The organism is Streptomyces sp. RerS4, assembly GCF_023515955.1.
In the GTDB taxonomy this organism is placed as follows: domain Bacteria; phylum Actinomycetota; class Actinomycetes; order Streptomycetales; family Streptomycetaceae; genus Streptomyces.
Genome location: NZ_CP097322.1, coordinates 2,166,860 through 2,190,721, shown reverse-complemented (window position 1 = coordinate 2,190,721; position 23,862 = coordinate 2,166,860). Strand labels below are relative to the sequence as shown.

22 protein-coding genes are annotated in these 23,862 nt (G+C 71.4%); 12 read left to right on the top strand and 10 right to left on the bottom strand.

Translation table 11 applies throughout. The features are described from left to right. Positions 1-68: 68 nt before the first annotated feature. Both cobT and M4D82_RS10055 read right to left on the bottom strand, forming a co-directional pair. Positions 69-1,133: a nicotinate-nucleotide--dimethylbenzimidazole phosphoribosyltransferase gene (gene cobT, locus M4D82_RS10060; RefSeq protein WP_249765711.1), complete on the bottom strand. Its 1,065-nt coding sequence runs from the start codon at positions 1,131-1,133 to the stop codon at positions 69-71. 132 nt (positions 1,134-1,265) lie between these two features. Beyond that, entirely contained in the window at positions 1,266-2,480 is a 1,215-nt protein-coding gene (locus M4D82_RS10055) for a bifunctional adenosylcobinamide kinase/adenosylcobinamide-phosphate guanylyltransferase (RefSeq protein ID WP_249765710.1), read from the bottom strand. Positions 2,481-2,573: 93 nt separating this feature from the next. On the opposite strand from M4D82_RS10055, the gene M4D82_RS10050 reads away from it, so the two are divergent. Then, positions 2,574-2,783, top strand: coding sequence for a glycosyltransferase family 25 protein (locus M4D82_RS10050; RefSeq protein WP_249765709.1), 210 nt, complete (start codon positions 2,574-2,576; stop codon positions 2,781-2,783). Positions 2,784-2,857: 74 nt separating this feature from the next. On the opposite strand, the gene M4D82_RS10045 is transcribed toward M4D82_RS10050, so the two are convergent. Together M4D82_RS10045 and M4D82_RS10040 are read right to left on the bottom strand one after the other, a co-directional pair. Continuing rightward, the gene (locus tag M4D82_RS10045) at positions 2,858-3,565 is read right to left on the bottom strand and encodes a class I SAM-dependent methyltransferase (protein WP_249765708.1); all 708 of its coding nucleotides are present in this window, start codon (positions 3,563-3,565) and stop codon (positions 2,858-2,860) included. A gap of 110 nt (positions 3,566-3,675) precedes the next feature. Next, positions 3,676-4,275: a DUF3043 domain-containing protein gene (locus M4D82_RS10040; RefSeq protein WP_249765707.1), complete on the bottom strand. Its 600-nt coding sequence runs from the start codon at positions 4,273-4,275 to the stop codon at positions 3,676-3,678. Between the two features lie 287 nt (positions 4,276-4,562). Here M4D82_RS10040 and M4D82_RS10035 point away from each other — a divergent pair, with 287 nt between their 5' ends. Together M4D82_RS10035 and pspAA are read left to right on the top strand one after the other, a co-directional pair. Then, complete coding sequence (locus M4D82_RS10035) at positions 4,563-5,357, top strand: PspA/IM30 family protein (RefSeq protein ID WP_249765706.1); 795 nt, start codon at positions 4,563-4,565, stop codon at positions 5,355-5,357. A gap of 13 nt (positions 5,358-5,370) precedes the next feature. Then, complete coding sequence (gene pspAA / locus M4D82_RS10030) at positions 5,371-5,649, top strand: PspA-associated protein PspAA (RefSeq protein ID WP_249765705.1); 279 nt, start codon at positions 5,371-5,373, stop codon at positions 5,647-5,649. Positions 5,650-5,704: 55 nt separating this feature from the next. On the opposite strand, the gene M4D82_RS10025 is transcribed toward pspAA, so the two are convergent. Next, complete coding sequence (locus M4D82_RS10025) at positions 5,705-6,475, bottom strand: hypothetical protein (RefSeq protein WP_249765704.1); 771 nt, start codon at positions 6,473-6,475, stop codon at positions 5,705-5,707. Between the two features lie 70 nt (positions 6,476-6,545). On the opposite strand from M4D82_RS10025, the gene M4D82_RS10020 reads away from it, so the two are divergent. Further along, positions 6,546-7,367 (top strand): adenosylcobinamide-GDP ribazoletransferase, encoded by an 822-nt coding sequence (locus tag M4D82_RS10020; protein WP_249765703.1) that lies wholly within the window; start codon positions 6,546-6,548, stop codon positions 7,365-7,367. Between the two features lie 3 nt (positions 7,368-7,370). Here the strand turns inward: M4D82_RS10020 and M4D82_RS10015 are convergent, their stop codons facing one another. Next, a complete protein-coding gene (locus tag M4D82_RS10015) occupies positions 7,371-8,267 on the bottom strand; it encodes an alpha/beta fold hydrolase (RefSeq protein WP_249765702.1) in 897 nt (298 codons plus the stop codon). A gap of 116 nt (positions 8,268-8,383) precedes the next feature. On the opposite strand from M4D82_RS10015, the gene M4D82_RS10010 reads away from it, so the two are divergent. Both M4D82_RS10010 and M4D82_RS10005 read left to right on the top strand, forming a co-directional pair. Then, positions 8,384-9,100: a response regulator gene (locus M4D82_RS10010; protein ID WP_249765701.1), complete on the top strand. Its 717-nt coding sequence runs from the start codon at positions 8,384-8,386 to the stop codon at positions 9,098-9,100. A 186-nt stretch (positions 9,101-9,286) separates the two neighbouring features. Further along, on the top strand, positions 9,287-12,397 hold the full coding sequence (locus tag M4D82_RS10005) for an efflux RND transporter permease subunit (protein ID WP_249765700.1): 3,111 nt from the start codon (positions 9,287-9,289) through the stop codon (positions 12,395-12,397). A gap of 68 nt (positions 12,398-12,465) precedes the next feature. Here M4D82_RS10005 and nadA read toward each other — a convergent pair whose 3' ends face one another. Then, positions 12,466-13,644, bottom strand: a complete 1,179-nt coding sequence (gene nadA / locus M4D82_RS10000) for a quinolinate synthase NadA (RefSeq protein ID WP_249765699.1) — start codon at positions 13,642-13,644, stop codon at positions 12,466-12,468. Positions 13,645-13,987: 343 nt separating this feature from the next. On the opposite strand from nadA, the gene erpA reads away from it, so the two are divergent. Further along, on the top strand, positions 13,988-14,344 hold the full coding sequence (erpA, locus tag M4D82_RS09995; protein WP_030010511.1) for an iron-sulfur cluster insertion protein ErpA: 357 nt from the start codon (positions 13,988-13,990) through the stop codon (positions 14,342-14,344). Between the two features lie 88 nt (positions 14,345-14,432). Here the strand turns inward: erpA and M4D82_RS09990 are convergent, their stop codons facing one another. Next, positions 14,433-15,863, bottom strand: a complete 1,431-nt coding sequence (locus M4D82_RS09990; RefSeq protein ID WP_249765698.1) for a hypothetical protein — start codon at positions 15,861-15,863, stop codon at positions 14,433-14,435. Positions 15,864-15,941: 78 nt separating this feature from the next. After that, positions 15,942-16,166 carry a hypothetical protein gene (locus M4D82_RS09985; RefSeq protein WP_249765697.1) on the bottom strand — a complete coding sequence of 75 codons (225 nt, stop codon included), beginning with the start codon at positions 16,164-16,166 and terminating at the stop codon, positions 15,942-15,944. Between the two features lie 133 nt (positions 16,167-16,299). Between M4D82_RS09985 and M4D82_RS09980 the strand changes: the two genes are divergently transcribed. Beyond that, positions 16,300-17,277, top strand: a complete 978-nt coding sequence (locus tag M4D82_RS09980; RefSeq protein WP_249765696.1) for a carbohydrate kinase family protein — start codon at positions 16,300-16,302, stop codon at positions 17,275-17,277. Between the two features lie 411 nt (positions 17,278-17,688). On the opposite strand, the gene M4D82_RS09975 is transcribed toward M4D82_RS09980, so the two are convergent. Next, positions 17,689-19,068: a cysteine desulfurase/sulfurtransferase TusA family protein gene (locus tag M4D82_RS09975; RefSeq protein ID WP_249765695.1), complete on the bottom strand. Its 1,380-nt coding sequence runs from the start codon at positions 19,066-19,068 to the stop codon at positions 17,689-17,691. 282 nt (positions 19,069-19,350) lie between these two features. Between M4D82_RS09975 and ctaC the strand changes: the two genes are divergently transcribed. The 4 genes from ctaC to M4D82_RS09955 all read left to right on the top strand — a co-directional run bounded on the left by ctaC (position 19,351) and on the right by M4D82_RS09955 (position 23,822). Continuing rightward, positions 19,351-20,325, top strand: coding sequence for an aa3-type cytochrome oxidase subunit II (gene ctaC, locus M4D82_RS09970; protein ID WP_249765694.1), 975 nt, complete (start codon positions 19,351-19,353; stop codon positions 20,323-20,325). Continuing rightward, positions 20,322-22,055 (top strand): aa3-type cytochrome oxidase subunit I, encoded by a 1,734-nt coding sequence (gene ctaD / locus M4D82_RS09965; RefSeq protein WP_249765693.1) that lies wholly within the window; start codon positions 20,322-20,324, stop codon positions 22,053-22,055. The genes ctaC and ctaD overlap by 4 nt, the downstream gene beginning before the upstream one ends. Beyond that, on the top strand, positions 22,052-22,450 hold the full coding sequence (locus tag M4D82_RS09960) for a cytochrome c oxidase subunit 4 (protein WP_249765692.1): 399 nt from the start codon (positions 22,052-22,054) through the stop codon (positions 22,448-22,450). Before ctaD ends, M4D82_RS09960 begins: the two co-directional genes overlap by 4 nt. Before the next feature lie 127 nt (positions 22,451-22,577). Continuing rightward, positions 22,578-23,822 carry a L,D-transpeptidase gene (locus M4D82_RS09955; RefSeq protein WP_249765691.1) on the top strand — a complete coding sequence of 415 codons (1,245 nt, stop codon included), beginning with the start codon at positions 22,578-22,580 and terminating at the stop codon, positions 23,820-23,822. Positions 23,823-23,862 lie beyond the last annotated feature (40 nt).

Sequence of the window (23,862 nt, the reverse complement as noted above, 5' to 3'; positions counted from 1 at the left end):
GGCGGCCGGCCGTCCGTAGGCAGTGCGAGCACTGCGGACCGGTCAGGCAGCCCGTAGTGCCCGGTGTGTCAGTCGTTCGGTTGTTCCACGGCCCGCTCCGGGAGTTCCGCCGCGAGTGCGGCGGCCGCCTGGACCAGGGGGAGCGCCAGCAGAGCCCCGGTTCCCTCTCCCACTGTGACGCCGTGGTCGAGCACGGGGTTGAGTGCCATCCGGTCCAGGGCCTTCGCCTGGCCCGGCTCGCCGCTGGTCTGGCCCGCCAGCCACCAGTCCGGGGCGCGGAACGCGGCCCGCTGGGCGACGAGTCCACAGGCCGCCGAAACGATCCCGTCGAGGATGACGGGGGTGCGGCGTACCGCGCACTGGAGCAGGAACCCGGTGATCGCGGCGACGTCCGCGCCGCCGACCGCCCCCAGCAGCGCCTGCTGGTCGCCCAGTACGGGGCGGGCCCGGCGCAGCGCGTCGCGGATCGCGGCGCACTTGCGCATCCACGCCAGGTCGTCGATCGGGACCCCGCCCCGGCCGGTGACCACGGAGGCGTCCGTACCGCACAGCGCCGCCACCAGGGTGGCCGCCACCGTGGTGCCGCCGACGCTGAGGTCGCCGAGGACCACCAGGTCCGTGCCGGAGTCGGCCTCCTCGTCGGCGATCCGGATGCCGAGCCGCAGCGCGTCCTCGACCTCCTGCGCGCTCAGCGCGTCCTCCACGTCGATCCGCCCGCTGCCGCGCCGTACGCGGTGGCGGACCACGTCCTCGGGAAGCAGCTGCGGATCGCAGTCCAGGCCCGCGTCCACGACCCGTACGCTCGCGCCGAGCCGGCCGGCCAGGATGGACACCGGGCTGACGCCGTCGAGCACGGCCCGTACCAGCGTGTGGGCGGTGCCGGCCGCGCGGACGGAGACGCCCTGGGCTGCGATCCCGTGGTCGGCGGCGAACAGGACGACGCGGGGCCGCTCGATCGGCTTCACCGGCACCCGGCCCTGGGCGGCGGCCAGCCATTCGGCCAGCTCGTCGAGCCGGCCCAGCGCGCCCGGCGGCACCGCCAGCCGCTCACGGCGATCCTCGGCGTCACGCCGGACGCCCCCGTCGGGGCGTTCGATCAGATCGGAGAACTCGTCGAGATTCAGCGTGGTCATTTGCCAGAGAGTACAGCCGGTGAGGCTCTCCCTCAGGGCCCGGCCGGACCGGGGTGCGACGCCGGCCGGGCTCCACCGGGACTCCCGTGGGACTTCGGTGCGACTCGGGTGTGACTCCCGTGTGACGCGGGGTCAGCGCGGGGGTTCCTTGAGGACGAGCGCCTGACCCGCGACCACCAACAGGACGTGCTCGCACTCGCCCGCCATCCGCGCGTTGAGCCGGCCCAGCTCGTCGCGGAAGCGCCGCCCCGCCGGCGTCGCCGGCACCACGCCCGAGCCGACCTCGTTGCTCACCAGCACCACCGTCCGCCGCGTCGCGCGGACGGCCGCCAACAGGCCCTCGGCCCGCGCGCGCAGCTTCTTCCGCCCGTCCGCCAACCACAGGGCCTCGTCCCAGGCGTCGGCCCGGTCCATCGCGTCGGTCAACCACAGCGCCAGGCAGTCGATCAGCAGCGGCGGGCCGTCCTGCTCCAGCAGCGGCACCAGTTCGCAGGTCTCCACCGTCCGCCAGCCGGCCGGCCGCCGGTCCCGGTGCAGTCCGATGCGCTGCGCCCACTCCGCGTCGCCCTCGCGGGTGCCGCTCGTGGCGACGTAGACCACCTCCGGGAAGGCCTCCAGACGCTGTTCCGCCTCGACGGACTTGCCCGAGCGGGCCCCGCCCAGCACCAGCGTGCGGCGCGGTACGTCGGGCAGCGCGCGGTACGCGCCCGCCACCACCGTCGTGCCGTCCGGGACCGCCCGCGCCCCGGCGGACGCGCACCGGCGCTCCACCTCCGACCCGGGCGGGGCGGTGTGGTCCAGGTGCACGGCGATCACGTCCGTGGTCGGGCCGACCGCTCCGCTCGCCCGCAGCCGGGCCAGGGCCTCGGGGCGACCCAGCACGTCCACGAGGACCACGTCGTACGGGCGCCGCGCCACCGTCCCGTTCGTCCCGGCCGGCGCGCCGCCCGGGGGCAGGTACAGCAGCCGGCTCCCGTCCGGGCCCGTGACCTCGTACCCGGTCCCGGGCGCGTCCATCGCCACCGCCCGCACCCGGTGCCCGCTGATCACCGCCAGCTCCCGCCCGTCCGGCACCCGCCCCGCCGCCGGCAGGCCGGGCGGCAACTCCACCGGCGGACCGTCGTGCGGGTGCGTCAGCAGCACCTGCCGTACGCCGCCCAGCGAATGACCCGCACGGGCCCCGGCCAGCACCGCGCCGGGGGTCAGGTCGAGCAGCAGCGCCCCGTCGACGAGCACCGAGGTCGCGGCGCGGGCCAGGGGGCCCACGGAGACGGCGCAGGCGGCGCAGGGACAGCCGGGGCGGGGCAGTCCTTCGGGGGTACCGGTACCGAGCAGGGTGAGTTCCACACGGAGATCTTCCCGCGTCCCCGGCACTGGTGCGCGCCCGGCTACTCTGCGGGCAGACTCAACGTGAGAAGCGGACGAGCAACGGAGGCGGACATGGCGTGGACGTGGCGGTTCGAGAAGGCCGACGGCACCGAGACGACCCCGGCGGTGGAACCGGAGGAGTTCACCACCCAGGGGGACGCGGAATCGTGGATCGGTGAGGTCTGGAAGGAGCTCCTCGACGGCGGCGCCGAGCAGGTCACCCTCTTCGAGGACGACTCGCAGATCTACGTGATGAGCCTGCGCGCGGCCGCGGAGGCCTGACACCCGTGCGGTGACCTTCGTCGAGGCCCGATCCCGGGCCTCGACGAAGACGGTCCAAGCCGGTCGAATTCGGTCTAACCCCGTACGCCGCACAGGTGCAGCAGCGCCGCCACCGAACGGTAGGGGTCGGTGCGGCCGGCGCGCTCCTCGGCGGCGAGCAGCCGCTCCAGTTCCACCTCCGGCGGCAGCGCCGCGCCGGCCTCCGTGCCGTCGGTGAAGACCCTTACGCCGTACCAGGCGTGCAGCGGGGCGCCGATCGCCGACAGGGTGGCCGTCAGGTCGGCCAGCCGGTCCGCCCGTACCTCCAGGCCGAGCCGGTTCGTGTAGTCGACCGTGTCGAAGGCGGCCAGCGCGCCCGTCCAGTCACCGGCGAGGCCGGGTCGCAGCGCGAGCGCGTCCCCGTTGCGCACCAGCAGGGACAGCAGGCCGCCCGGCGCGAGCATCCGGGCCAGCCCGGCGAGCATCGCGTCCGCCTCGGACACGTACATCAGGACGCCGTGGCAGAGCACCACGTCGAAGCTGCCCGGCCCGAAGTGCGCGCCCGTCTCGCGGCCGTCGCCCTCCAGCAGGCTGACCCGGTCGCGGATCCCGGCGGGCTCGGCGGCCAGCGCCGCGTGCGCCACCGCCAGCATGGCCGGGTCCTGCTCCAGGCCGGTGACCTTGTGCCCGGCACGGGCGAGCCGCAACGCCTGGGTGCCCTGGCCCATGCCGACGTCGAGGACCCGCAGCCGCTGCCCGACCGGGAAGCGGTGCGTGATCTGTTCCTCGACCTGCCGGCCCACGAGTTCCTGGCGGACGGCGTTGCGCAGTCCCCCCAGACCCTCCAGCCAGAGCCGGGCTCCCCCCGAGAAGCCCTCCGGCGACGCCCCGTCCGATCCGGGCGTCGCTCGGCTCAGGGTCGTTCCCCGCGCTTGACCTGCGGCTTGGGCAGACGCAGTCGGCGCATCTGGAGGGTGCGCATGAGACCGTACGCGACGGCGCCGCGGCGGGGCTCGTTCGGGAAGCGGGTGGTGAGCGCCTTGCGCAGGCGGAACACCAGCCCGATGGAGTCGACGACGATCAGGACGATCACGCCGAGCCAGAGCATCAGCGCGATGTTCTGGATCGAGGGGACCCGCACCATGCTGAGCACCAGGATGATCACCGCGAGCGGCAGGAACATCTCGGCGACGGAGAAGCGGGAGTCCACGAAGTCGCGGACGAACCGGCGCACCGGCCCCTTGTCGCGGGCGGGCAGGTAGCGCTCGTCACCGCTGGCCAGGGCCTCGCGCTGCTTGGCCATCTCTTCGCGGCGACGCTCACGGGCTCGCTTGGCGTCCTCCTTGCGGTTGCCGGTCGAGGCCACCACGGCCTTGCGCTGCGACTGGGCCACAGCACGCTTCGGCGTCGGGCGGCCCTTCGGGGCCTGCGGGTCACGGGGCTGCGAGAGGTCGGCGCTCACCTTGTCGGCGGCGGCGGCCTTCTCTTCCTTGGAGGAGCGGCTACCAAACACAACGGCAAGCCTACGTGGTCGCGGGCACGGGCCCCACCTCGGTGGGGAACGATCCGACAACGGCGGGCGTCTTACGGGGTACCCGACTCTCGGGGATCACCTACTCCTTACGCCTGACACGGCGCGGGTGTAGTCGTCCTGGAGGAGGAGCGCATCCGCACTCGAACAGTGCGGTAATGGAGACAGGGCCCGTACTGTGGGTTCTGTGGTGGTCCTCACGGGTGACCGAGGACCGCGACTGTTGGTGACCTGGAGCGAAGTCCGTCAGAAGGGGGCGCGCGAAGCCCATGAGCGGTGTCATGAAGCGTATGGGGATGATCTTCCGCGCGAAGGCGAACAAGGCCCTGGACCGGGCCGAGGACCCGCGCGAGACCCTCGACTACTCCTATCAGAAGCAGCTGGAGCTGCTGCAGAAGGTCCGCCGGGGCGTCGCCGACGTGGCGACCTCCCGCAAGCGCCTGGAACTCCAGCTGAACCAGCTCCAGGGCCAGTCCGCCAAGCTGGAGGACCAGGGCCGCAAGGCGCTCGCACTGGGCCGTGAGGACCTCGCCCGCGAGGCCCTCTCCCGCCGCGCCGCCCTCCAGCAGCAGGTCAGCGACCTGGAGGCGCAGCACCAGACCCTCCAGGGCGAGGAGGAGAAGCTCACCCTCGCCTCCCAGCGCCTGCAGGCCAAGGTGGACGCCTTCCGGACGAAGAAGGAGACCATCAAGGCCACCTACACCGCGGCCCAGGCGCAGACCCGCATCGCGGAGTCCTTCTCCGGCATCTCGGAGGAGATGAGCGACGTCGGCCTGGCCATCCAGCGGGCCGAGGACAAGACGGCCCAGCTCCAGGCCCGCGCCGGCGCGATCGACGAGCTGCTCGCCTCCGGCGCCCTGGACGACCAGAGCGGTCTGGGTTCCAAGGACGACATCCAGGCCGAGCTCGACCGGCTCTCCGGCGGCACCGACGTGGAGCTGGAGCTCCAGCGCATGAAGGCCGAGCTGGCCGGCGGCCCGTCCGCGCAGCAGCAGGCCATCGAGGGCGGCGCGCCGGGCACGGCCCAGACGTCCCAGACCCAGCACCGGTTCGACAAGCAGTAGGACGGGGCCCGTCATGATTGTCCGCATCATGGGGGAGGGCCAGGTGAAGGTGGCCGACGGCCACTTCGCCGAGCTCAACAAGCTGGACGACGAACTCCTCGAAGAGATGGAGAGCGGCGACGAGTCCGGTTTCCGGCGCACGCTCGGCGCGCTCCTGGACGCCGTGCGGCGGCTGGGCACACCGCTCCCGGACGACGCGCTGGAGCCGTCCGAGCTGATCCTCCCCGCCCCGGACGCGACGCTGGACGAGGTCCGGGAGCTCCTCGGCGACGACGGCCTGATCCCGGGCTGACACCGACCGCGAAGGGCCCGCACCCGAAGTCACCGGGGTGCGGGCCCTTCGCGGCTCACGACCGGTCGCGGTCCGGGTCGGGGGTGCCGACGGGGTCGGGGGTGCCGGCGATGAAGTTCTCGAACCGGCGGCGCGGTCGCGCCCAGCGCCGGTCGTGGTGGAAGGCCCGTAGCGCGGCCTTGGCGCGGGCGCGCGGCCGGTTCCCGTAGAACTTCCGCGCGTAGGGCGAATCGGGTCGGGCCAGGCGGAGCGCGCCGATCAGCGCCACGAAGGGGATGACCGTCCCGAACACCGCCGTGCGCGGTTTGCCCTTCCACAGGGCGACCAGGGCGAGGAAGAAGTTCGTCGCGGTGTTCATGACCACCAGACCGCGGCTGTGGCGTTCGTCCGTGGTGAGTTCGTTGACGCCGAAGGGCAGGAAGCCGCCCAGCACGAGCGCGACCACGGCCGCCGTCAGGACGACGACCTCCACGCTCTTGCGTCCCTGCTCGCTCCAGTAGACGTCGTCCAGGTGCAGGATCAGCGCGAACTCGTCCAGCACCAGCCCCGCGCCCAGCCCGAACAGCACCGCCGACAGCCCCGCCCCGAAGCTGTGGGCGCCGGTGCCGATCGCCCCGAAGCCTCCGATGATCACCAGCACGACGCCCGGCACCACGTGGTGGACGTGCAGCCCGCCCGGCGTGATGTTCTTGAACGGGCCCTTCCCGGCCCGGATGAGCCGCGTGATCACGCGCGTGACCAGGAACGACGTCACGAAGGACAGCAACGCCAACAGGAGCGGCAGCTTGCCCGGCTCGATGATGTTGCGATACCACCAGTGACCCACGACACCAGCTCCCGATTTGACATCTAATGCGCAATTTACCGCCCACCGTAAGCGGGTAGCGTTCGCGCCGATGACAGATTCGATCGATGATCCAGCGCCGGTGCCGCCCGCCGAACGGGCCTCCCTCCTCGACGGGATCCGCTTCGCGTTCGGCACGTTGACCGTGCTCCCCGCCCGGATCACCCGCTGGGACCGGCCCGCCGCCCGCACCGGCATGGCCTGCGCCCCCCTCGCCGGCCTCGCCGTCGGCCTGCTCGCCGCCCTCCCCGGCACGCTCCTGCTGCTCCTCGACGGCGGACCCCTGCTCGCGGCGGCCGTCACCGTCGCCGTCCCGGCGGCCCTGACGCGCGGGCTGCACCTGGACGGCCTCGCCGACACCGCCGACGGCCTGGGCAGCGCCAAACCCGCCGAAACCGCCCTGCGGATCATGAAGCAGTCCGACATCGGCCCCTTCGGCGTCGTGGCCCTGGTGATGCTGCTGCTGGTGCAGGTCGCCGCCCTGTCCGACGCCTACGCCGACAGCTGGGTGCGCGGCGGCCTCGCCGCCGTCACCGCCGCCGTCACCGCCCGCCTCGCCATGACCCTGGCCTCCCGAGAGGGCGTCCCGCCGGCCCGCCCCGAAGGCCTCGGCGCCGCCGTCGCCGGCGTGGTCCCGCGCGCCACGGCGGGCGCGTTGGCCGCCCTCACGACGGTGGCCGCCGCGGCGGCCGCTCTTCCGCTGGGCCTCCCGGCGGCCGCCCGCGCCGCCGCCGCGGTCCTGGCGGCCCTGTTCGTCGCGAACCTGCTGCTGCGCCGCTGCGTCCGCCGCTTCGAGGGGGTCACCGGGGACGTCTTCGGCGCCCTGGCCGAGGTCTCGGCGACCACCGTCCTGCTCGTCCTCGCCCTGGGCTGACGGTCACCCGCTCCTGCGGGACTCCTCCGTGTCGTGGAGGAACTCGGGAACCCGGGTGTTGAAGGTGCTCACGGGGATGCCGTGTCCGGCGCCGGGGACGACCTCGGTCCGGACGTTCGGGATCAGGCGACGCGCACGGGCCTCGGCGCGGAGGGAGTCCATCACGCGGTCGGCGCCGCCCAGCAGGACGAGGGCGGGCGCGGCGACCGAGCGCAACTCCTCATCGCTCATGCGCTGTGGCTGCGGCAGTCCGACCCTGAAGCCGCGTATCGCCTCCAGCGACAGCCGCAACTGTGCCTCGGCCTCCTCCGCGGGCGCGCCCGTCTCACCGATGAGACCGGCGAACCAACGGCGTTGGAGGCTCTCGGAGCCGCTCATGAAGGCGGCGACGGAGCCCAGTAGGAAGCCCGGCCTGAGCGGGGCCAGGGCCCGGGGCGGGTCGTACACCGTCACGGAGGCCACGCGCTCCGGCTTGCGCGCGGCGTGCCGCAGCGCGACGCCGCCACCGTACGAGTGCCCGATCAGGTGGACCTGCTCCAGGCCCAGCCCGGTGAGGGTCTCCTCCAGCCAGGCGGCCGTGTCGTCGGCGTCGCCGATCCGGCGGACCTGCGTGCTGTATCCCGGGTCGCCCACGCGGTCGACGGCCAGTACGCGGCGGCCCTGCCCGGCCAACGCGACGATGTGCGGAGCCCATTCGGCAGGCGTCGCGCTCTGCCCGTGCAGGAGCACCACCGGTGTCCGGTCACCCGCACCGTAGGTGTGGACCCGGGTCCTGCCGAAACCGGTGGGGACGTCCAGCTCCTCGCGCGGCTCGGGCCAGTACGCCATGGCCCGGTCGTAGGCGGCCAGGACGCGTGCCCGCGCAGCGTCGTCCGTGAAGCGGCCGATGTGTGCGGCCATCGTTGCCTTCCCCTGTCCGGAGGCCCGTACGACCCCCACGGAAACGATCTTCGCAATGGCCGGCCGGGGCACGGTCCACCGGGGGACCGGTTCGTCCACGCCCCTACTCTGGGCACATGACCGAGCCTGCCGACGCCCACGCCGTAAGCCCGATCCGAGTCCTGCTCGCCGACGACCAGGCGCTGCTGCGCTCCGCGTTCAAGGTGCTCGTCGACTCGGAGCCCGACATGCGGGTCATCGGCGAGGCCTCCGACGGAGCCCAGGCCTACGCCCTGGCCCGTGACCGGCGGGCCGACGTCGTCCTGATGGACATCCGCATGCCCGGCACCGACGGACTCGCCGCCACCCGCATGATCACCGCCGACCCGGAACTGTCCGCCGTCCGCGTCGTCATGCTGACGACCTTCGAGGTGGACGAGTACGTCGTCCAGGCGCTGCGCGCCGGCGCCTCGGGTTTCCTCGGCAAGGGTGCCGAGCCCGACGAACTGCTCAACGCCATCCGCGTCGCCGCCGCCGGCGAGGCCCTGCTCTCCCCGGCCGCGACCAAGGGGCTCATCGCCAGCTTCCTCGCCCAGGGCGGCCACGCCGACGCCCCCGTCACCGGCTCGGCGCACGCCGAACGGCTCGCCACGCTGACCGGACGCGAGCGCGAGGTGCTCGTCCACGTCGCCGCCGGACTCCCCAACGACGGCATCGCCGCCCGGCTGGAGGTCAGCCCGCTGACCGTCAAGACCCACGTCAACCGGGCCATGGCCAAGCTCGGCGCCCGCGACCGGGCGCAATTGGTGGTCATCGCGTACGAATCGGGACTGGTCCGGCCCCGCTCCGACTGAGCCCCCCCGGTCTCGGCGGCGCGCGGAGTACGGGGGACGTACTGCGGACGCGGTATGCCGCACATAAGGACGGCACCTGGGATCGACGCCGGGGCGTGGCGGCGTGGGCGAGGCTGAAGAGCCCTCGCGCGCGCCGCACCGCCCGGCATGAGCTCGCATACGCCACTGCAGAGAGATCCCACATCCATGTCCTGGCTGTCCCGCTTCAGCCTCGCCCAGAGAGCGCTGATCGGCCTCGTGTCGATCGTCGCGCTCCTCTTCGGTGCCATAGCCATTCCCCAGCTCAAGCAGCAGTTGCTGCCGTCCATCGAACTGCCGATGGTCTCCGTGCTCGCGCCGTACCAGGGCGCCTCGCCCGACGTGGTGGAGAAGCAGGTCGTCGAGCCGATCGAGGCCACCCTCAAGGGTGTCGACGGCATCACGGGCATCACCTCGACCGCGAGCGAGGGCAACGCCCTCATCCGGGCCACGTTCGACTACGGCGACAGCGGCACCAAGCAGCTCGTCGCGGACGTCCAGCAGGCCGTCAACCGGGCCCGCGCCAAGCTGCCCTCCGACGTCGACCCGCAGGTCGTGGCCGGTTCCACCGACGACATCCCGACCGTCGTCCTGGCCGTCACCGCCGACAAGGACCAGCAGGCCCTGGCCGACCAGCTGAACCGTTCCGTCGTCCCCGTCCTGGAGGACATCGACGGCGTCGGCCAGGTCAGCGTGGACGGCGTGCGCGACCTCCAGGTCACCATCACCCCGGACGACGCGAAGCTCGCCGCCGCCGGGCTCGACGCGATGAAGCTCGCCGAGGGCCTCAAGGCGGGCGGCGCGACCGTCCCCGCCGGTTCCTTCGACGAGGAGGGCAAGAACCGCACCGTCCGCGTCGGCTCCGGCTACACCTCCCTCGCCCAGCTGGAGGACCTGCGGCTGACCGCCGGCGCCGGCAGGCCCGCCGTCCGCCTCGGTGACGTGGCGGCCGTCAAGCAGGAGCCGGCCAAGGCCGACTCGATCACCCGCACCAACGGCAAGCCCAGCCTCGCCCTCGTCCTGACCATGGACAAGGACGGCAGCGCCGTCGCCATCTCCGACGCCGTCAAGGACAAGCTCCCCGAGCTGCGCTCCACCCTCGGCTCCGGCGCCGAGCTGACCGTCGTCAGCGACCAGGGCCCGGCCGTCGCCCGCTCCATCTCGGGCCTGACCACCGAGGGCCTGCTCGGTCTGGCCTTCGCGGTCATCGTGATCCTGGTGTTCCTCACCTCGATCCGCTCGACGCTGGTCACCGCGGTCTCCATCCCGCTGTCCGTGGTCCTCGCCCTGATCGTGCTGTGGACCCGGGACCTGTCGCTCAACATGCTGACGCTGGGCGCGCTCACCATCGCCATCGGCCGCGTCGTCGACGACTCGATCGTGGTCCTGGAGAACATCAAGCGCCACCTCGGCTACGGCGAGGAGCGCGAGGCCGCCATCATCACCGCGGTCAAGGAGGTGGCCGGCGCGGTCACCTCGTCCACCCTGACCACCGTCGCCGTCTTCCTGCCGATCGGCCTGGTCGGCGGCATGATCGGCGAGCTGTTCGGCTCCTTCTCGCTCACCGTCACCGCCGCCCTGCTGGCCTCGCTGCTGGTCTCCCTGACCGTCGTCCCCGTGCTGTCGTTCTGGTTCCTGCGCGCCCCCAAGGGCACGTCGGCGGACCCCGAGCGGGCGCGGCGCGAGGCGGAGGAGAAGGAGGCGCGCAGCCGCCTCCAGCGGTTCTACGTCCGGGTCCTCGGCTTCGCCACCCGGCGCCGCCTGACCAGTGTCGCCATCGCGATCGTCGTGCTGGTCGTCACCTTCGGGATGACCCCGCTGCTGAAGACGAACTTCTTCGACCAGGGCGACCAGGACGTCCTGACCGTCAAGCAGCAGCTGCCCGTCGGCACCTCGCTGGCCGCCTCCGACGAGGCCGCCCGCAAGGTGGAGAAGGTCCTCGACTCCGTCGAGGGCGTCAAGGACCACCAGGTCACCGTCGGCTCCTCCGGCTTCCTCGCGGCCTTCGGCGGCGGTACGGGCACCAACCAGGCCTCGTTCCAGGTCACCCTGGAGGACGCGAGCCAGTCCGACGCCGTCAAGCGGCGCATCCAGGACGCCCTGGGCCGCGTCGACGGCATCGGCGACACCTCCCTCTCGGCGGGCGGCGGCTTCGGCGGCCAGAACCTGAGCGTGGTCGTCAAGGCCGGTGACGCCGACATCCTGAACAAGGCCGCCGAGCAGGTACGCGCCGAGGTGGCCACCCTCAAGGACGTCACCGACGTCCAGAGCGACCTCGCCCAGTCGGTGCCCCGGATCTCCGTCACCGCCACCCCCAAGGCCGCCGAGGCGGGCCTGAACCAGGCCGCGCTGGGCGCCGTCGTCGCGCAGGCCGTGCGCGGCAACCCGGTGGGCAAGGCCGTACTGGAGAACACCGAGCGGGACATCCTCGTGCGCTCCGCCCACCCGGCCGGCACCCTGGCACAGCTCCAGGCGCTGCCGGTCGGACCGGTCAAGCTCGGTGACATCGCCGAGGTCAAGATCGTCCCCGGCCCGGTCGCCATGACCCGCATCGACGGCGCTCGCGCCGCCACCATCACCGCCAAGCCGGTCGGCGAGAACACCGGCGCCATCAGCTCCGCGCTCCAGACCAAGCTCAAGGCGCTGGACCTGCCCGAGGGCGCCACGGCCGCCATCGGCGGTGTCTCCGAGGACCAGGACGAGGCCTTCGGCTCGCTGGGGCTGGCCATGCTGGCGGCCATCGCGATCGTCTTCATGCTGTTGGTCGCGACGTTCCGCTCGCTGATCCAGCCGCTGATCCTGCTGGTCTCCATCCCCTTCGCCGCCACCGGCGCGCTGGGCCTGCTCCTCGTCACCGGCACCCCGCTGGGCGTCCCGGCGATGATCGGCATGTTGATGCTCATCGGCATCGTGGTGACCAACGCGATCGTCCTGATCGACCTGGTCAACCAGTACCGCGCCCAGGGCCTGGGCGTCGTCGAGGCGGTCATCGAGGGCGGCCGGCACCGCCTGCGCCCGATCCTGATGACGGCCCTGGCGACGATCTTCGCCCTGCTGCCGATGGCGCTCGGCGTCACCGGCGAGGGCGGGTTCATCTCGCAGCCCCTCGCCGTCGTGGTGATCGGCGGCCTGATCAGCTCCACCCTGCTGACGCTGCTCCTGGTGCCGACCCTCTACACGATGGTCGAACTGCGCAAGGAGCGCCGCCGCGCGAAGAAGACGGCCCGCCTGACGTTGGTCGCCCCGCCGACCACCGAAGAGGAGCCGGCCACGGTCTGACCGCGGGAAGAGAACGCCGAGGGCGCCCGGCACGTGCCGGGCGCCCTCGGGGGTCGTACGGGTGACCGCTACGGCAGCGCGAGCATGCGCTCCAGGGCGAGCTTCGCGAAGCTCTCGGTCTCCGGGTCGACCTGGATCTGGTTGACGAGGTTGCCCTCGGCCAGGGACTCCAGGGTCCACACCAGGTGGGGGAGGTCGATGCGGTTCATCGTCGAGCAGAAGCAGACCGTCTTGTCGAGGAAGACGACCTCCTTGTCCTCGGCCGCGAAACGATTCGCCAGCCGGCGGACGAGGTTCAGTTCGGTGCCGATGGCCCACTTCGAGCCGGCCGGAGCCGCCTCCAGCGCCTTGATGATGTACTCCGTCGAACCGACGTAGTCGGCGGCGGCCACGACCTCGTGCTTGCACTCGGGGTGGACCAGCACGTTCACGCCGGGTATGCGCGCCCGCACGTCGTTCACCGAGTCGACCGAGAACCGGCCGTGCACCGAGCAGTGCCCGCGCCACAGGATCATCTTGGCGTCCCGCAGCTGCTCGACGGTCAGGCCGCCGTTCGGCTTGTGCGGGTTGTAGATCACGCAGTCGTCCAGGGACATGCCCATGTCGCGGACGGCGGTGTTGCGGCCCAGGTGCTGGTCCGGGAGGAAGAGGACCTTCTCACCCTGCTCGAAGGCCCACTCCAGGGCCTTCTTCGCGTTGGACGACGTACAGATCGTGCCGCCGTGCTTGCCGGTGAAGGCCTTGATGTCGGCGGAGGAGTTCATGTACGAGACGGGCACCGTGATGTCGGTGATCCCCGCCTCGGCCAGCACGTCCCAGCACTCCGCGACCTGCTCGGCGGTGGCCATGTCGGCCATCGAGCAGCCGGCTGCCAGGTCGGGCAGGACGACCTTCTGGTCGTCGGAGGTCAGGATGTCCGCCGACTCGGCCATGAAGTGCACGCCGCAGAAGACGATGTACTCGGCCTCCGGCTTGGCGGCCGCGTCCTTGGCCAGCTTGAAGGAGTCACCGGTGACGTCGGCGAATTCGATGACCTCGTCACGCTGGTAGTGGTGCCCGAGGATGAAGACCTTGTCTCCGAGCTTCTCCTTGGCCGCGCGGGCGCGGGCCACCAGGTTCGGGTCGGACGGCGAGGGCAGGTCGCCGGGGCACTCCACCCCGCGCTCGCTCTTGGGGTCGGCCTCACGGCCGAGCAGCAGCAGGGCAAGGGGCGTCGGCTGGACGTCCAAAGGCTGGGCGGTGGTCACGACCGCACCCTTTCTGTTCCGCGACAAGGGAAATCCTGAAGGCTTCGCTTCGACTTCACTCACGACTTCTCGTCTATATGACGCTATCTATCATAACTGCTTCATGTCAGTTTGACGATGGCCATAGTGTCGATGTGACGCATTCGCCCCTCTCTTTCGGGACTCGCTCCACCGGCCCTCTTCGCGGGGTCCACCGCTCCGCCGGTGTGTGCGAGCATGAATGTCTGAAACAAGGAGTCGGACCCGGAATGAATCCGCGGGCCGGCTGGTTGCCACCGACGGCAAGAGTCCGACGTTTCCCCAGCCTCCGGCGGGGAGCCGCCCACTTCGGGAGTGAATGCAGATGTCCGTACAGGACGACAAGACCACTGTGAGCGACGGCATCCTCCTGTCCGACGCCGCCGCCGAGAAGGTCAGGACCCTGCTGGAGCAGGAAGGCCGCGATGACCTGGCGCTGCGCGTCGCCGTCCAGCCCGGCGGCTGCTCCGGCCTGCGCTACCAGCTCTTCTTCGACGAGCGCTCCCTCGACGGCGACGTCGTCAAGGACTTCGACGGCGTCAAGGTCGTCACGGACCGGATGAGCTCCCCGTACCTGCACGGCGCCTCGATCGACTTCGTCGACACCATCGAGAAGCAGGGCTTCACCATCGACAACCCGAACGCCACGGGTTCCTGCGCCTGCGGCGACTCCTTCAGCTAGGCGGCGTTCAGCCAGGCAGTATGACGAAGGCCTCGGTGCCGGTCGCTTCCGACCGGTACCGAGGCCTTCGTCATGTCCGGTACCGCTCCTACTGGTGGGGCAGCGGCTTGCCCGTGGTCGCGTCGACCACCTTCCGGTCGCCGAGGGGCTGCTGGAGGGTCACCGTCAGGGACATCTCCTGCGCGATGAGGATGCAGGCCTGACCCGGGTTGTTCGGCGTGTCCGTGATCTTCACCAGCACCGAGGCCGCCTCCTCGCGCGCCTCCAGGGCGTACGTGCTGCACACCCCGCCCCAGAAGTTGACCGTCAGCTTCCGGTCGGCCTCCTTGTACGAGAACCCGGGCACGGTACGCCCCGCCGGCGGCACCGGGGCGGTCGTCGCGCCGTCCTCGGCCCCGGCCGGCTGGGCCACCGTACGGGCCGGGGCGCCGCCCTTGCCCGCCACCTCGAACAGCCAGGCCGGCACGAGACCCCGCCCGCCGTCCACCGTCCCCGGGACCAGCCCGAGCACCGCCCCCGTGACCGTCTCCGTCCGCGGCGGCTTCATCGGCCGCGGCTCCGGGTTGCAGGGCAGCGTGTCCGTGGCCCCCGTCGGGGTGTCCGGGGTCAGCGGGACGGACGTGGCGCAGCCGCTGGGGCCCGGACCCGTACCGTCGCCGCCCTTGGCCGCCTCGTTGAGCCGGGCCAGCGCCTCGACGGCCCCGACCACCGGCTTCTCGGCCGCGCGCGCCGGGGCCTTCAGCTCCCCGCTGCCCGCCACGACCTGGCCGTCGGCGCCCACGCTGACCTTGCTCGACCAGCCCTGCGTGGGCAGCCCGCCCACCACGGGGTCGGCACTGACCACCCGGACCGCGCCCTGCGTCAGGCGGGCGTCGAGCTTCGCGTCGCCCTGACCGGCGGCCGCGAGCACCGGCGCGGCGGACGCCTTGGCCGCCTGCTCGGAGACCGGCGTACCGCCGGCGCCGTCGGCCTTGGGCAGGGTCGCCGGACCGCAGGTGTCCTTGCCGCGTACGCAGTCGTCCCCGGCGCCGGCCGCCTGGAAGCGGGTGAAGCTCCAGGTGCCGGGGGCCTTACGGGTCACCGTGAGCCGGGGCCCCGAACCGTCGGCGACCTCGCCGGCCGTCCAGGTCTCGCCGCTCAGCCGGGGCACCCCGGAGATGCCTAGGGCCTTCGCGAGCCGCGCCACCTCGTCGGAGGAGACCTCCCCGGACGCCACGAAGGCCGGCGCCCTGTCCGGGCCCTCGGGCAGCTTCACGTCGGCCCGGTACACCACCGGCCCGCCGGACGGATCCGGCTCGCCGGGTGCGATGCCGGGCCCCGAAGGGGTCCCCGCCGCGCGGGGCGCCGAGGCCGCGCTGTCACCCGTACGGCTTTCCGCGGGCGAGGCGTCGCCGTGGGCCGTCGACGCCCAGTAGGCGGTGCCGCCACCGGCCACCAGGACGGCGGCCACGATCGAGCCGATGGCCCAGGGCGGCCGCCGTCGTGTGGCGCGTGCTGTGTCGGGTTGTTCGCTGGTCACCGATTCGCTCCTTCGCGTATCCCGCCGTACGTGATGCGGGTGTGACGCGGCGGACCCGGAACCGGTTCCCCGGTCTCCTCAGTCGCCGTACGCGGCGGTGGAGGCGATCAGGCGGGCCGAGGCCGGCGGGACGCTGACGCCGTGGATCTGTGAGGGGGCCACCCGGGCCGGCCGGGGCTCGCGCGGGACCGGCCAGTGCGGGGCCATCCGGGCGCAGTCGCCCAGCAGGCGCGCGAAGCCGGGGCGGGCGTCGGCGGTGTACTCGGGGTACTCGGTGTGCCCGAAGCCATCGGTGGAGGTCATGGGGGCACGTTAGGCACGCCGTCACGGGCGAAGGAAGTCCTACTACGGGGTAGTTTCGTACGGTCGGCCGCGGGCCCCGTGACCGGGTAGCTTTGACTGTCCCTCCGCCGTCCTCCGCAGGAGCATCCACGCCGTGCGCATCGCAGTCACCGGCTCCATCGCCACCGACCACCTCATGACCTTCCCGGGCCGCTTCGCCGACCAGTTCGTCGCCGATCAGCTCCACACGGTCTCCCTGTCCTTCCTCGTCGACAACCTCGACGTCCGGCGGGGCGGTGTCGGCCCGAACATCTGCTTCGGCATGGGGCAGCTCGGCAGCCGCCCGATCCTGGTCGGCGCGGCCGGCTCGGACTTCGACGAGTACCGCGCCTGGCTCGACCGGCACGGCGTCGACACCGAATCCGTGCGGATCTCCGAGGTCCTGCACACCGCGCGCTTCGTCTGCACGACGGACGCCGACCACAACCAGATCGGCTCCTTCTACACGGGCGCGATGAGCGAGGCCCGGCAGATCGAGCTGAAGGCCGTCGCCGACCGGGTGGGCGGGCTGGACCTCGTCCTCATCGGCGCCGACGACCCCGAGGCGATGCTCCGCCACACGGAGGAGTGCCGTACGCGCGGCATCCCGTTCGCGGCGGACTTCTCGCAGCAGATCGCCCGGATGGACGGCGAGAACATCCGCACCCTGATGGAGGGGGCGACGTACCTCTTCTCGAACGAGTACGAGAAGGGCCTCATCGAGTCGAAGTCCGGCTGGACCGACGAGGAGATCCTGAGCAAGGTCGGCACCCGGGTCACCACGCTGGGCTCGCAGGGCGTGCGGATCGAGCGGGTCGGGCACGAGCCGATCCTGGTCGGGTGCCCCGAGGAGACCGCGAAGGTCGACCCGACGGGCGTCGGCGACGCGTTCCGCGCGGGCTTCCTGACCGGGCTCGGCTGGGGGGTCGACCTGGAGCGGGCCGCGCAGGTCGGCTGCATGCTGGCGACGCTCGTCATCGAGACGCTGGGCACCCAGGAATACACCCTGGCGCGCGCGCACTTCATGGACCGCTTCACGAAGGCCTACGGCGACGAGGCCGCAACGGAAGTCCGCTCCCACCTCCCGTCCTGACCCGCTCCTTTTGACGGACTCCGTCCGTCGACCGGGCGGGGTCCGGGGCCGTGGCTGAGGTCCGTCGTCGGGTTTGCCGCTGCGCGGGGCCGTCCCCTACCCGCCCTTCCTCCATCCCCCAGACTCCGTCCGGGGGGACCCCCAGCCGGGGCTCCGCCCCAGACCCCGCGCCTCAAACGCCGGCGGGGCTGGGGGGTGCCGGCCCGGCTGGAGGGGTGCCGGCGGGGCTGGATCTGTCGGGCGGAAATTCAGCCTCGCCGGCGTTTGAGGCGCGGGGGTTCGGGGGCGGAGCCCCCGTAGGGGGCCGGGGCGGAGTCCCGGCTGGCGGCCCCGGACGGAGTCCGGGGGATGGAGAGAGGGCGGGGCGGGGAGACAGCCCCGCGCAGCGGCGCCCGTGCCGCCCGGCCAGGGCTACCGCAGGCGGCGGACCGTGTAGGCCGCGCCGCCTGGGGCTGGGGATTCGCCCAGGTAGGCGTGGCCGCGGATCGTGCACCAGGCGGGGATGTCCAGGCGGGCCACCTCGTCGTCCGAGAGGACGGTCACCGTGCCGCCGACCGACACCCGACCGATCGCCCGCGCCAGCTCGATCACCGGCTGCGGGCACCGCAACCCGAGCGCGTCCACCTCCAGGGACTCCGCCACCGGCGCCACCGACGGCGGCTCCCCCACCCCGAGCTTCTCCCGCACCCCCGCCACCGCCCCCGGCAGCACCTCCAGGAAGCCGTTGACCTCGTCGGCGGAGGTACCGATCGGCAGGGACACCCGTACGTTCCCCTCCGACAGCACCCCCATCGCCCGCAACACGTGACTCGGGGTCAGCGTCGAGCTCGTGCAGGAGGAGCCGGAGGAGACGGAGTACCCGGCCTGGTCCAGCTCGTGCAGCAGCGTCTCCCCGTCGACGTACAGGCAGGAGAACGTGACCAGGTGCGGCAGCCGCCGGTCCGGGTCGCCGACGACCTCGACGTCCGGCACCAGCCGGGCGACCCGCCGCCGGATCCGGTCCACGAGCACCCGCAGCCGCGCCGCCTCCGTGTCCGCCTCCGCCCGCACCGCCCGCAGCGACGCCGCCGCCGCGACGATCGCCGGCAGGTTGACGAAGCCGGGGGAGCGGCCCGACTCCCGTTCGTCGACCGGGCCTTGGGGCGCGAAGCGCACCCCCTTGCGGACCGCGAGCAGCCCCACCCCCGCCGGCCCGCCCCACTTGTGCGCGCTGCCGGCCAGCACCGACCAGCCGCCCTCCACCCGCCCCCAGCCCAGCGATTGCGCCGCGTCCACCAACAGCGGAACGCCCGCCTCCGCGCAGACGCCGGCGACCTCCGCCACCGGCTGGACCGTGCCCACCTCGTGGTTGGCCGACTGGAGGCAGGCCAGCGCGGTGCCCTCGCCGAGCGCGGCCGCGTACCCGTCGGGCGTCACCGCGCCGAACCGGTCGACCGGAACCTCCGTCACCGTCCCACCGGCCGCCGCGTGCACCTCCGCCGCGTGCAGGACAGAACTGTGTTCGACCGCCGAGACGACCAGGTGCCCGCCGACGCGGCGCCGCCCGGCGAGGACCCCGGCGATCCCCGAGTGAACCGCGTGCGTCCCCGAAGGAGTGAACGCGAGCTCGTCGGGGCGACAGCCCACCGCCTCGGCCGCCGCCTCCCGCGCCGCGTCCAGCAACAGCCGCGCCCGCCGCCCCTCCCGGTACAGCCGGGCCGGGTCCGCCCAGCCCTCGTCCAGTGCGGCCTGCAACGCCTGCCGGGCGACGGGGTGCAGCGGGGCGGCGGACGCGGTGTCGAAGTAGGGCATCCGGCCACGCTAACCCGGCCGCCCGCCGGGCGGGGTCAGGGGCCGTCAGATGTCCGGCGGAGCCCACCGTTCAGGGCCGTATGGACCGTCCCCCGTACGGCGGATCCATCCCTTCGGGGGCAGTAGCGGCGCGTTGGGCACCCTCCCCGCGCGACCCCAAATAGCGTCCAGTAGGGTTTGGTCCGCATAAACATCCAAACCCCTGCCTGCGTCAGGGCCGGCGACCGACCCGAACACGGCCGCGGCCGGCCGCGCGGGCCGAGACTCTCGGGAAGGCGCTACGTGAGTCCCTACGGCTCCGACCGCTCGCCGCGGCGCCCGATGCGGCGGAAGCTGCTGCAGGCGCTGACTGCGGGCGTGGTCCTGGCGACCGCCACTGGTTGCTCGTACACCTGGAAAGACTTCCCCCGCCTCGGAATGCCCACCCCGGTCACGGAGGAGGCGCCTCGCATCCTCTCCCTGTGGCAGGGATCCTGGGCGGCCGCTCTTATCACGGGCATCCTGGTGTGGGGCCTGATCATGTGGAGCGTCATCTTCCACCGGCGCAGCCGGACGAAGATCGAGGTCCCCGCGCAGACCCGGTACAACATGCCCATCGAGGCGCTGTACACCGTGGTCCCGCTCATCATCGTCTCGGTGCTCTTCTACTTCACCGCGCGTGACGAGTCGAAGCTGCTCGCCCTCTCCGCCAAGCCGACACACACGATCAACGTGATCGGCTTCCAGTGGAGCTGGGGCTTCAACTACGTCGAGAACGTCGACGGTGACGCCGCGACGCCGAAGGCGGGCGAGGTTCCGAAGGAACTCGCCTCCCTGCCGGACCGCTACACCAAGGCCTTCCCCGCGGGCGCCGAGGGCGTCTACGAGAAGGGCGTTCCCGGCGACCGGAACCCGGACACGAACAACCCGGGGCCGACCCTCTACCTGCCCAAGGGCGAGAAGGTCCGCTTCATCCTGTCGTCGAACGACGTCATCCACTCCTTCTGGGTGGTGCCCTTCCTGTTCAAGCAGGACGTCATCCCCGGTCACACCAATGTCTTCGAGGTCACCCCGACCCAGGAAGGCACCTTCATGGGCAAGTGTGCCGAGCTCTGTGGTGTCGACCACTCCCGCATGCTGTTCAACGTGAAGGTCGTCTCTCCGGAGAGGTACCGGGCGCACCTGAAGGAGCTGGCGGAGAAGGGGCAGACCGGCTTCCTGCCGGCCGGCATCAAGCAGACTGACCCGGCCCGGAATGCGGAGACGAACAAACTGTGAGCATCCTCAACGAATCCCAGGGTGCCGCCGCCGACTCGTACGAGAACGAGCTGCCGGTACGGCGCAAGCAGCCGGGCAACGTGGTCGTGAAGTGGCTCACCACCACCGACCACAAGACCATCGGCACGATGTACCTGGTCACCTCGTTCGTGTTCTTCCTGATCGGCGGTCTCCTGGCGCTCTTCATGCGCGCCGAGCTGGCCCGGCCGGGCACGCAGATCATGTCGAACGAGCAGTTCAACCAGGCCTTCACCATGCATGGCACGATCATGCTGCTGATGTTCGCCACCCCGCTCTTCGCGGGCTTCGCCAACTGGATCATGCCGCTGCAGATCGGCGCGCCCGACGTGGCGTTCCCGCGGCTCAACATGTTCGCGTACTGGCTGTACCTCTTCGGCTCGACCATCGCGGTGGCCGGCTTCCTGACGCCGAACGGCGCCGCCGACTTCGGTTGGTTCGCCTACTCCCCGCTCTCGGACGCCGTCCGCTCGCCGGGCATCGGCGCCGACATGTGGATCATGGGTCTGGCCTTCTCCGGCTTCGGCACGATCCTCGGTTCGGTCAACTTCATCACCACGATCATCTGCATGCGCGCCCCCGGCATGACGATGTTCCGCATGCCGATCTTCACCTGGAACGTCCTGCTGACCGGTGTCCTGGTCCTGCTGGCCTTCCCGGTGCTGGCCGCCGCGCTCTTCGCGCTGGAGGCCGACCGTAAGTTCGGTTCGCACATCTTCGACGCGGCCAATGGCGGCGCCCTGCTGTGGCAACACCTCTTCTGGTTCTTCGGACACCCAGAGGTGTACATCATCGCGCTGCCGTTCTTCGGAATCGTCTCCGAGATCATCCCGGTCTTCTCGCGCAAGCCGATGTTCGGTTACATCGGTCTGATCGCCGCGACGATCGCGATCGCCGGTCTCTCGGTGACGGTGTGGGCCCACCACATGTACGTCACCGGTGGTGTGTTGCTGCCGTTCTTCTCCTTCATGACCTTCCTGATCGCGGTACCGACCGGTGTGAAGTTCTTCAACTGGATCGGCACCATGTGGAAGGGCTCGTTGTCCTTCGAGACCCCGATGCTCTGGACGATCGGCTTCCTGGTCACCTTCACCTTCGGTGGTCTGACCGGCGTCATCCTGGCCTCGCCCCCGATGGACTTCCACGTCTCCGACTCGTACTTCGTCGTCGCGCACTTCCACTACGTCGTCTTCGGCACCGTGGTCTTCGCGATGTTCGCCGGCTTCCACTTCTGGTGGCCGAAGTTCACGGGCAAGATGCTGGACGAGCGCCTCGGCAAGATCACCTTCTGGACGCTGTTCATCGGCTTCCACGGCACCTTCCTGGTCCAGCACTGGCTGGGTGCCGAGGGCATGCCGCGTCGTTACGCCGACTACCTGGCCGCCGACGGCTTCACCGCGCTGAACACGATCTCCACGATCAGCTCGTTCCTGCTGGGCATGTCGATGCTGCCGTTCATGTACAACGTCTGGAAGACGGCGAAGTACGGCAAGAAGATCGAGGTCGACGACCCGTGGGGCTACGGCCGTTCGCTGGAGTGGGCGACCTCCTGCCCGCCGCCGCGGCACAACTTCCTCACGCTGCCGCGCATCCGCAGTGAATCGCCGGCGTTCGACCTGCACCACCCCGAGATCGCGGCCCTCGACCACCTGGAGGACCACGCGGCCGGCGGCACCATGGCGCTGACCGGTGACAAGGAGGCCGGCAAGTGAAGATCCAGGGCAAGATGTTCCTCTGGCTCTCCGTCTTCATCCTGATCATGACCGTCGTGTACGGCGTGTGGTCGAAGGAGCCCGTCGGAACCACCGCGCTCGCGCTGGCCTTCGGCCTGAGCGCCATGATCGGCTACTACCTGGCCTTCACGGCCAAGCGCGTGGACGAGATGGCCCAGGACAACCTGGAGGCCGACGTCGCCGACGAGGCGGGCGAGCTGGGGTTCTTCTCCCCGCACAGCTGGCAGCCGCTCTCGCTGGCGATCGGTGGCGCGCTCGCGTTCATGGGTGTCGTCTTCGGCTGGTGGCTCATGTACTTCTCGGCCCCGATCATCCTGATCGGCCTGTGGGGCTGGGTGTACGAGTACTACCGCGGTGAGAACCAGAACCAGTAAGAGCGGTACGCGACGGCAGCCGCCGTGAATCGTCGAGGGGCCCGGACACCTTTTCGGAGGAGTCCGGGCCCCTCGTTTGCAGTCACCCCGCGCGCCGTAAATGTCATATCTTCATAGCGTTGGCTCCATGAAGCACTCACCGCGTCTTTGGACGGTCATCGGCTGTTCCCTGCTGGTCGCGTCCCTTGGTGCCGGCGCCACCGCCTGCGGGTCCGACGACAACCCGCTGTCCGCCCGTCCGTACGACGCGGGCGACCAGATCACCTTCAACCGGGCCTCTGCGGGCAGGGCCGTGGACCCCGACAAGCCGATCGAAGTCACCGCCAAGGCCCCCGGGGCCCGACTGACCGACGTGACCGTCGTGGACACTCACGGGCGGCGTCTGGCGGGTGAACTCTCCGCGAAGGGCGACCGCTGGCACAGCACCGCCCCCATGGCCGCGGGCGTCCACTACACCGTCACCGTCGGCACCGAGGACGAACACGGCGCGTCAGGCCGCCGCACCCTGTCCTTCGACACCACCCCGGCGAAGAAGGTCCTCCAGGTCGAGTTCGGCCCGGACGAGGGCACGTACGGCGTCGGACAGCCTTTCACGGCCGAACTCAGCGAGCCCATCAAGGACAAGGCCCAACGGGCCCTCGTCGAGCGCGGCCTCGTCGTCGACGCGCCCAGCGGCGTCGAGGGCGCCTGGCACTGGGTGGACGACAAGAACCTGCACTACCGCCCGAAGGACTACTGGCCGGCGCACACCACCGTCTCCGTACGGAGCAACCTGGAAGGCATCAGGATCGGCGACGAGTTGCACGGAACCGCCTCGAAGCCCGTGAAACTGGAGATCGGCGACCGGGTGGAGGTCACCACCGACGCCGCCTCGCACTACCTCACGTTCGAGCGCAACGGCGAAGTGATCAACACCATTCCGGTGACCACCGGCAAGCCCGGCTTCTCCACCCGCAACGGCGTCAAGGTGGTGCTCGGCAAGCAGTACTTCGTCCGGATGCGTGGCGACACCGTCGGCATCGGCGGCAGCGAGTACTACAACCTGCCCGTCTACTACGCCACACGGGTGACATGGAGCGGTGAATACGTCCACGCCGCGCCGTGGTCCGTCGGCTCCCACGGCTACGCGAACGTCAGCCACGGGTGCACCGGCATGAGCACCGGCAACGCCGCCTGGTTCTACGAGAACATCACCGAGGGCGACATCGTCAGGGTGATCAACAGCATCGGCGAGGACATGGACACCTTCGGCAACGGCTACGGCGACTGGAACATGGACTGGAAGGACTGGCGTGAGGGCAGCGCCCTCCTGAAGGGCACCCAGGAAGGCCGCAGCCCCCTCGACCAGGCCCGCCTGCGGCCCACGGTCTAGGTCGACTTCGCCTCGGGGCCGCCGTTGTCGGCGGCCCTTC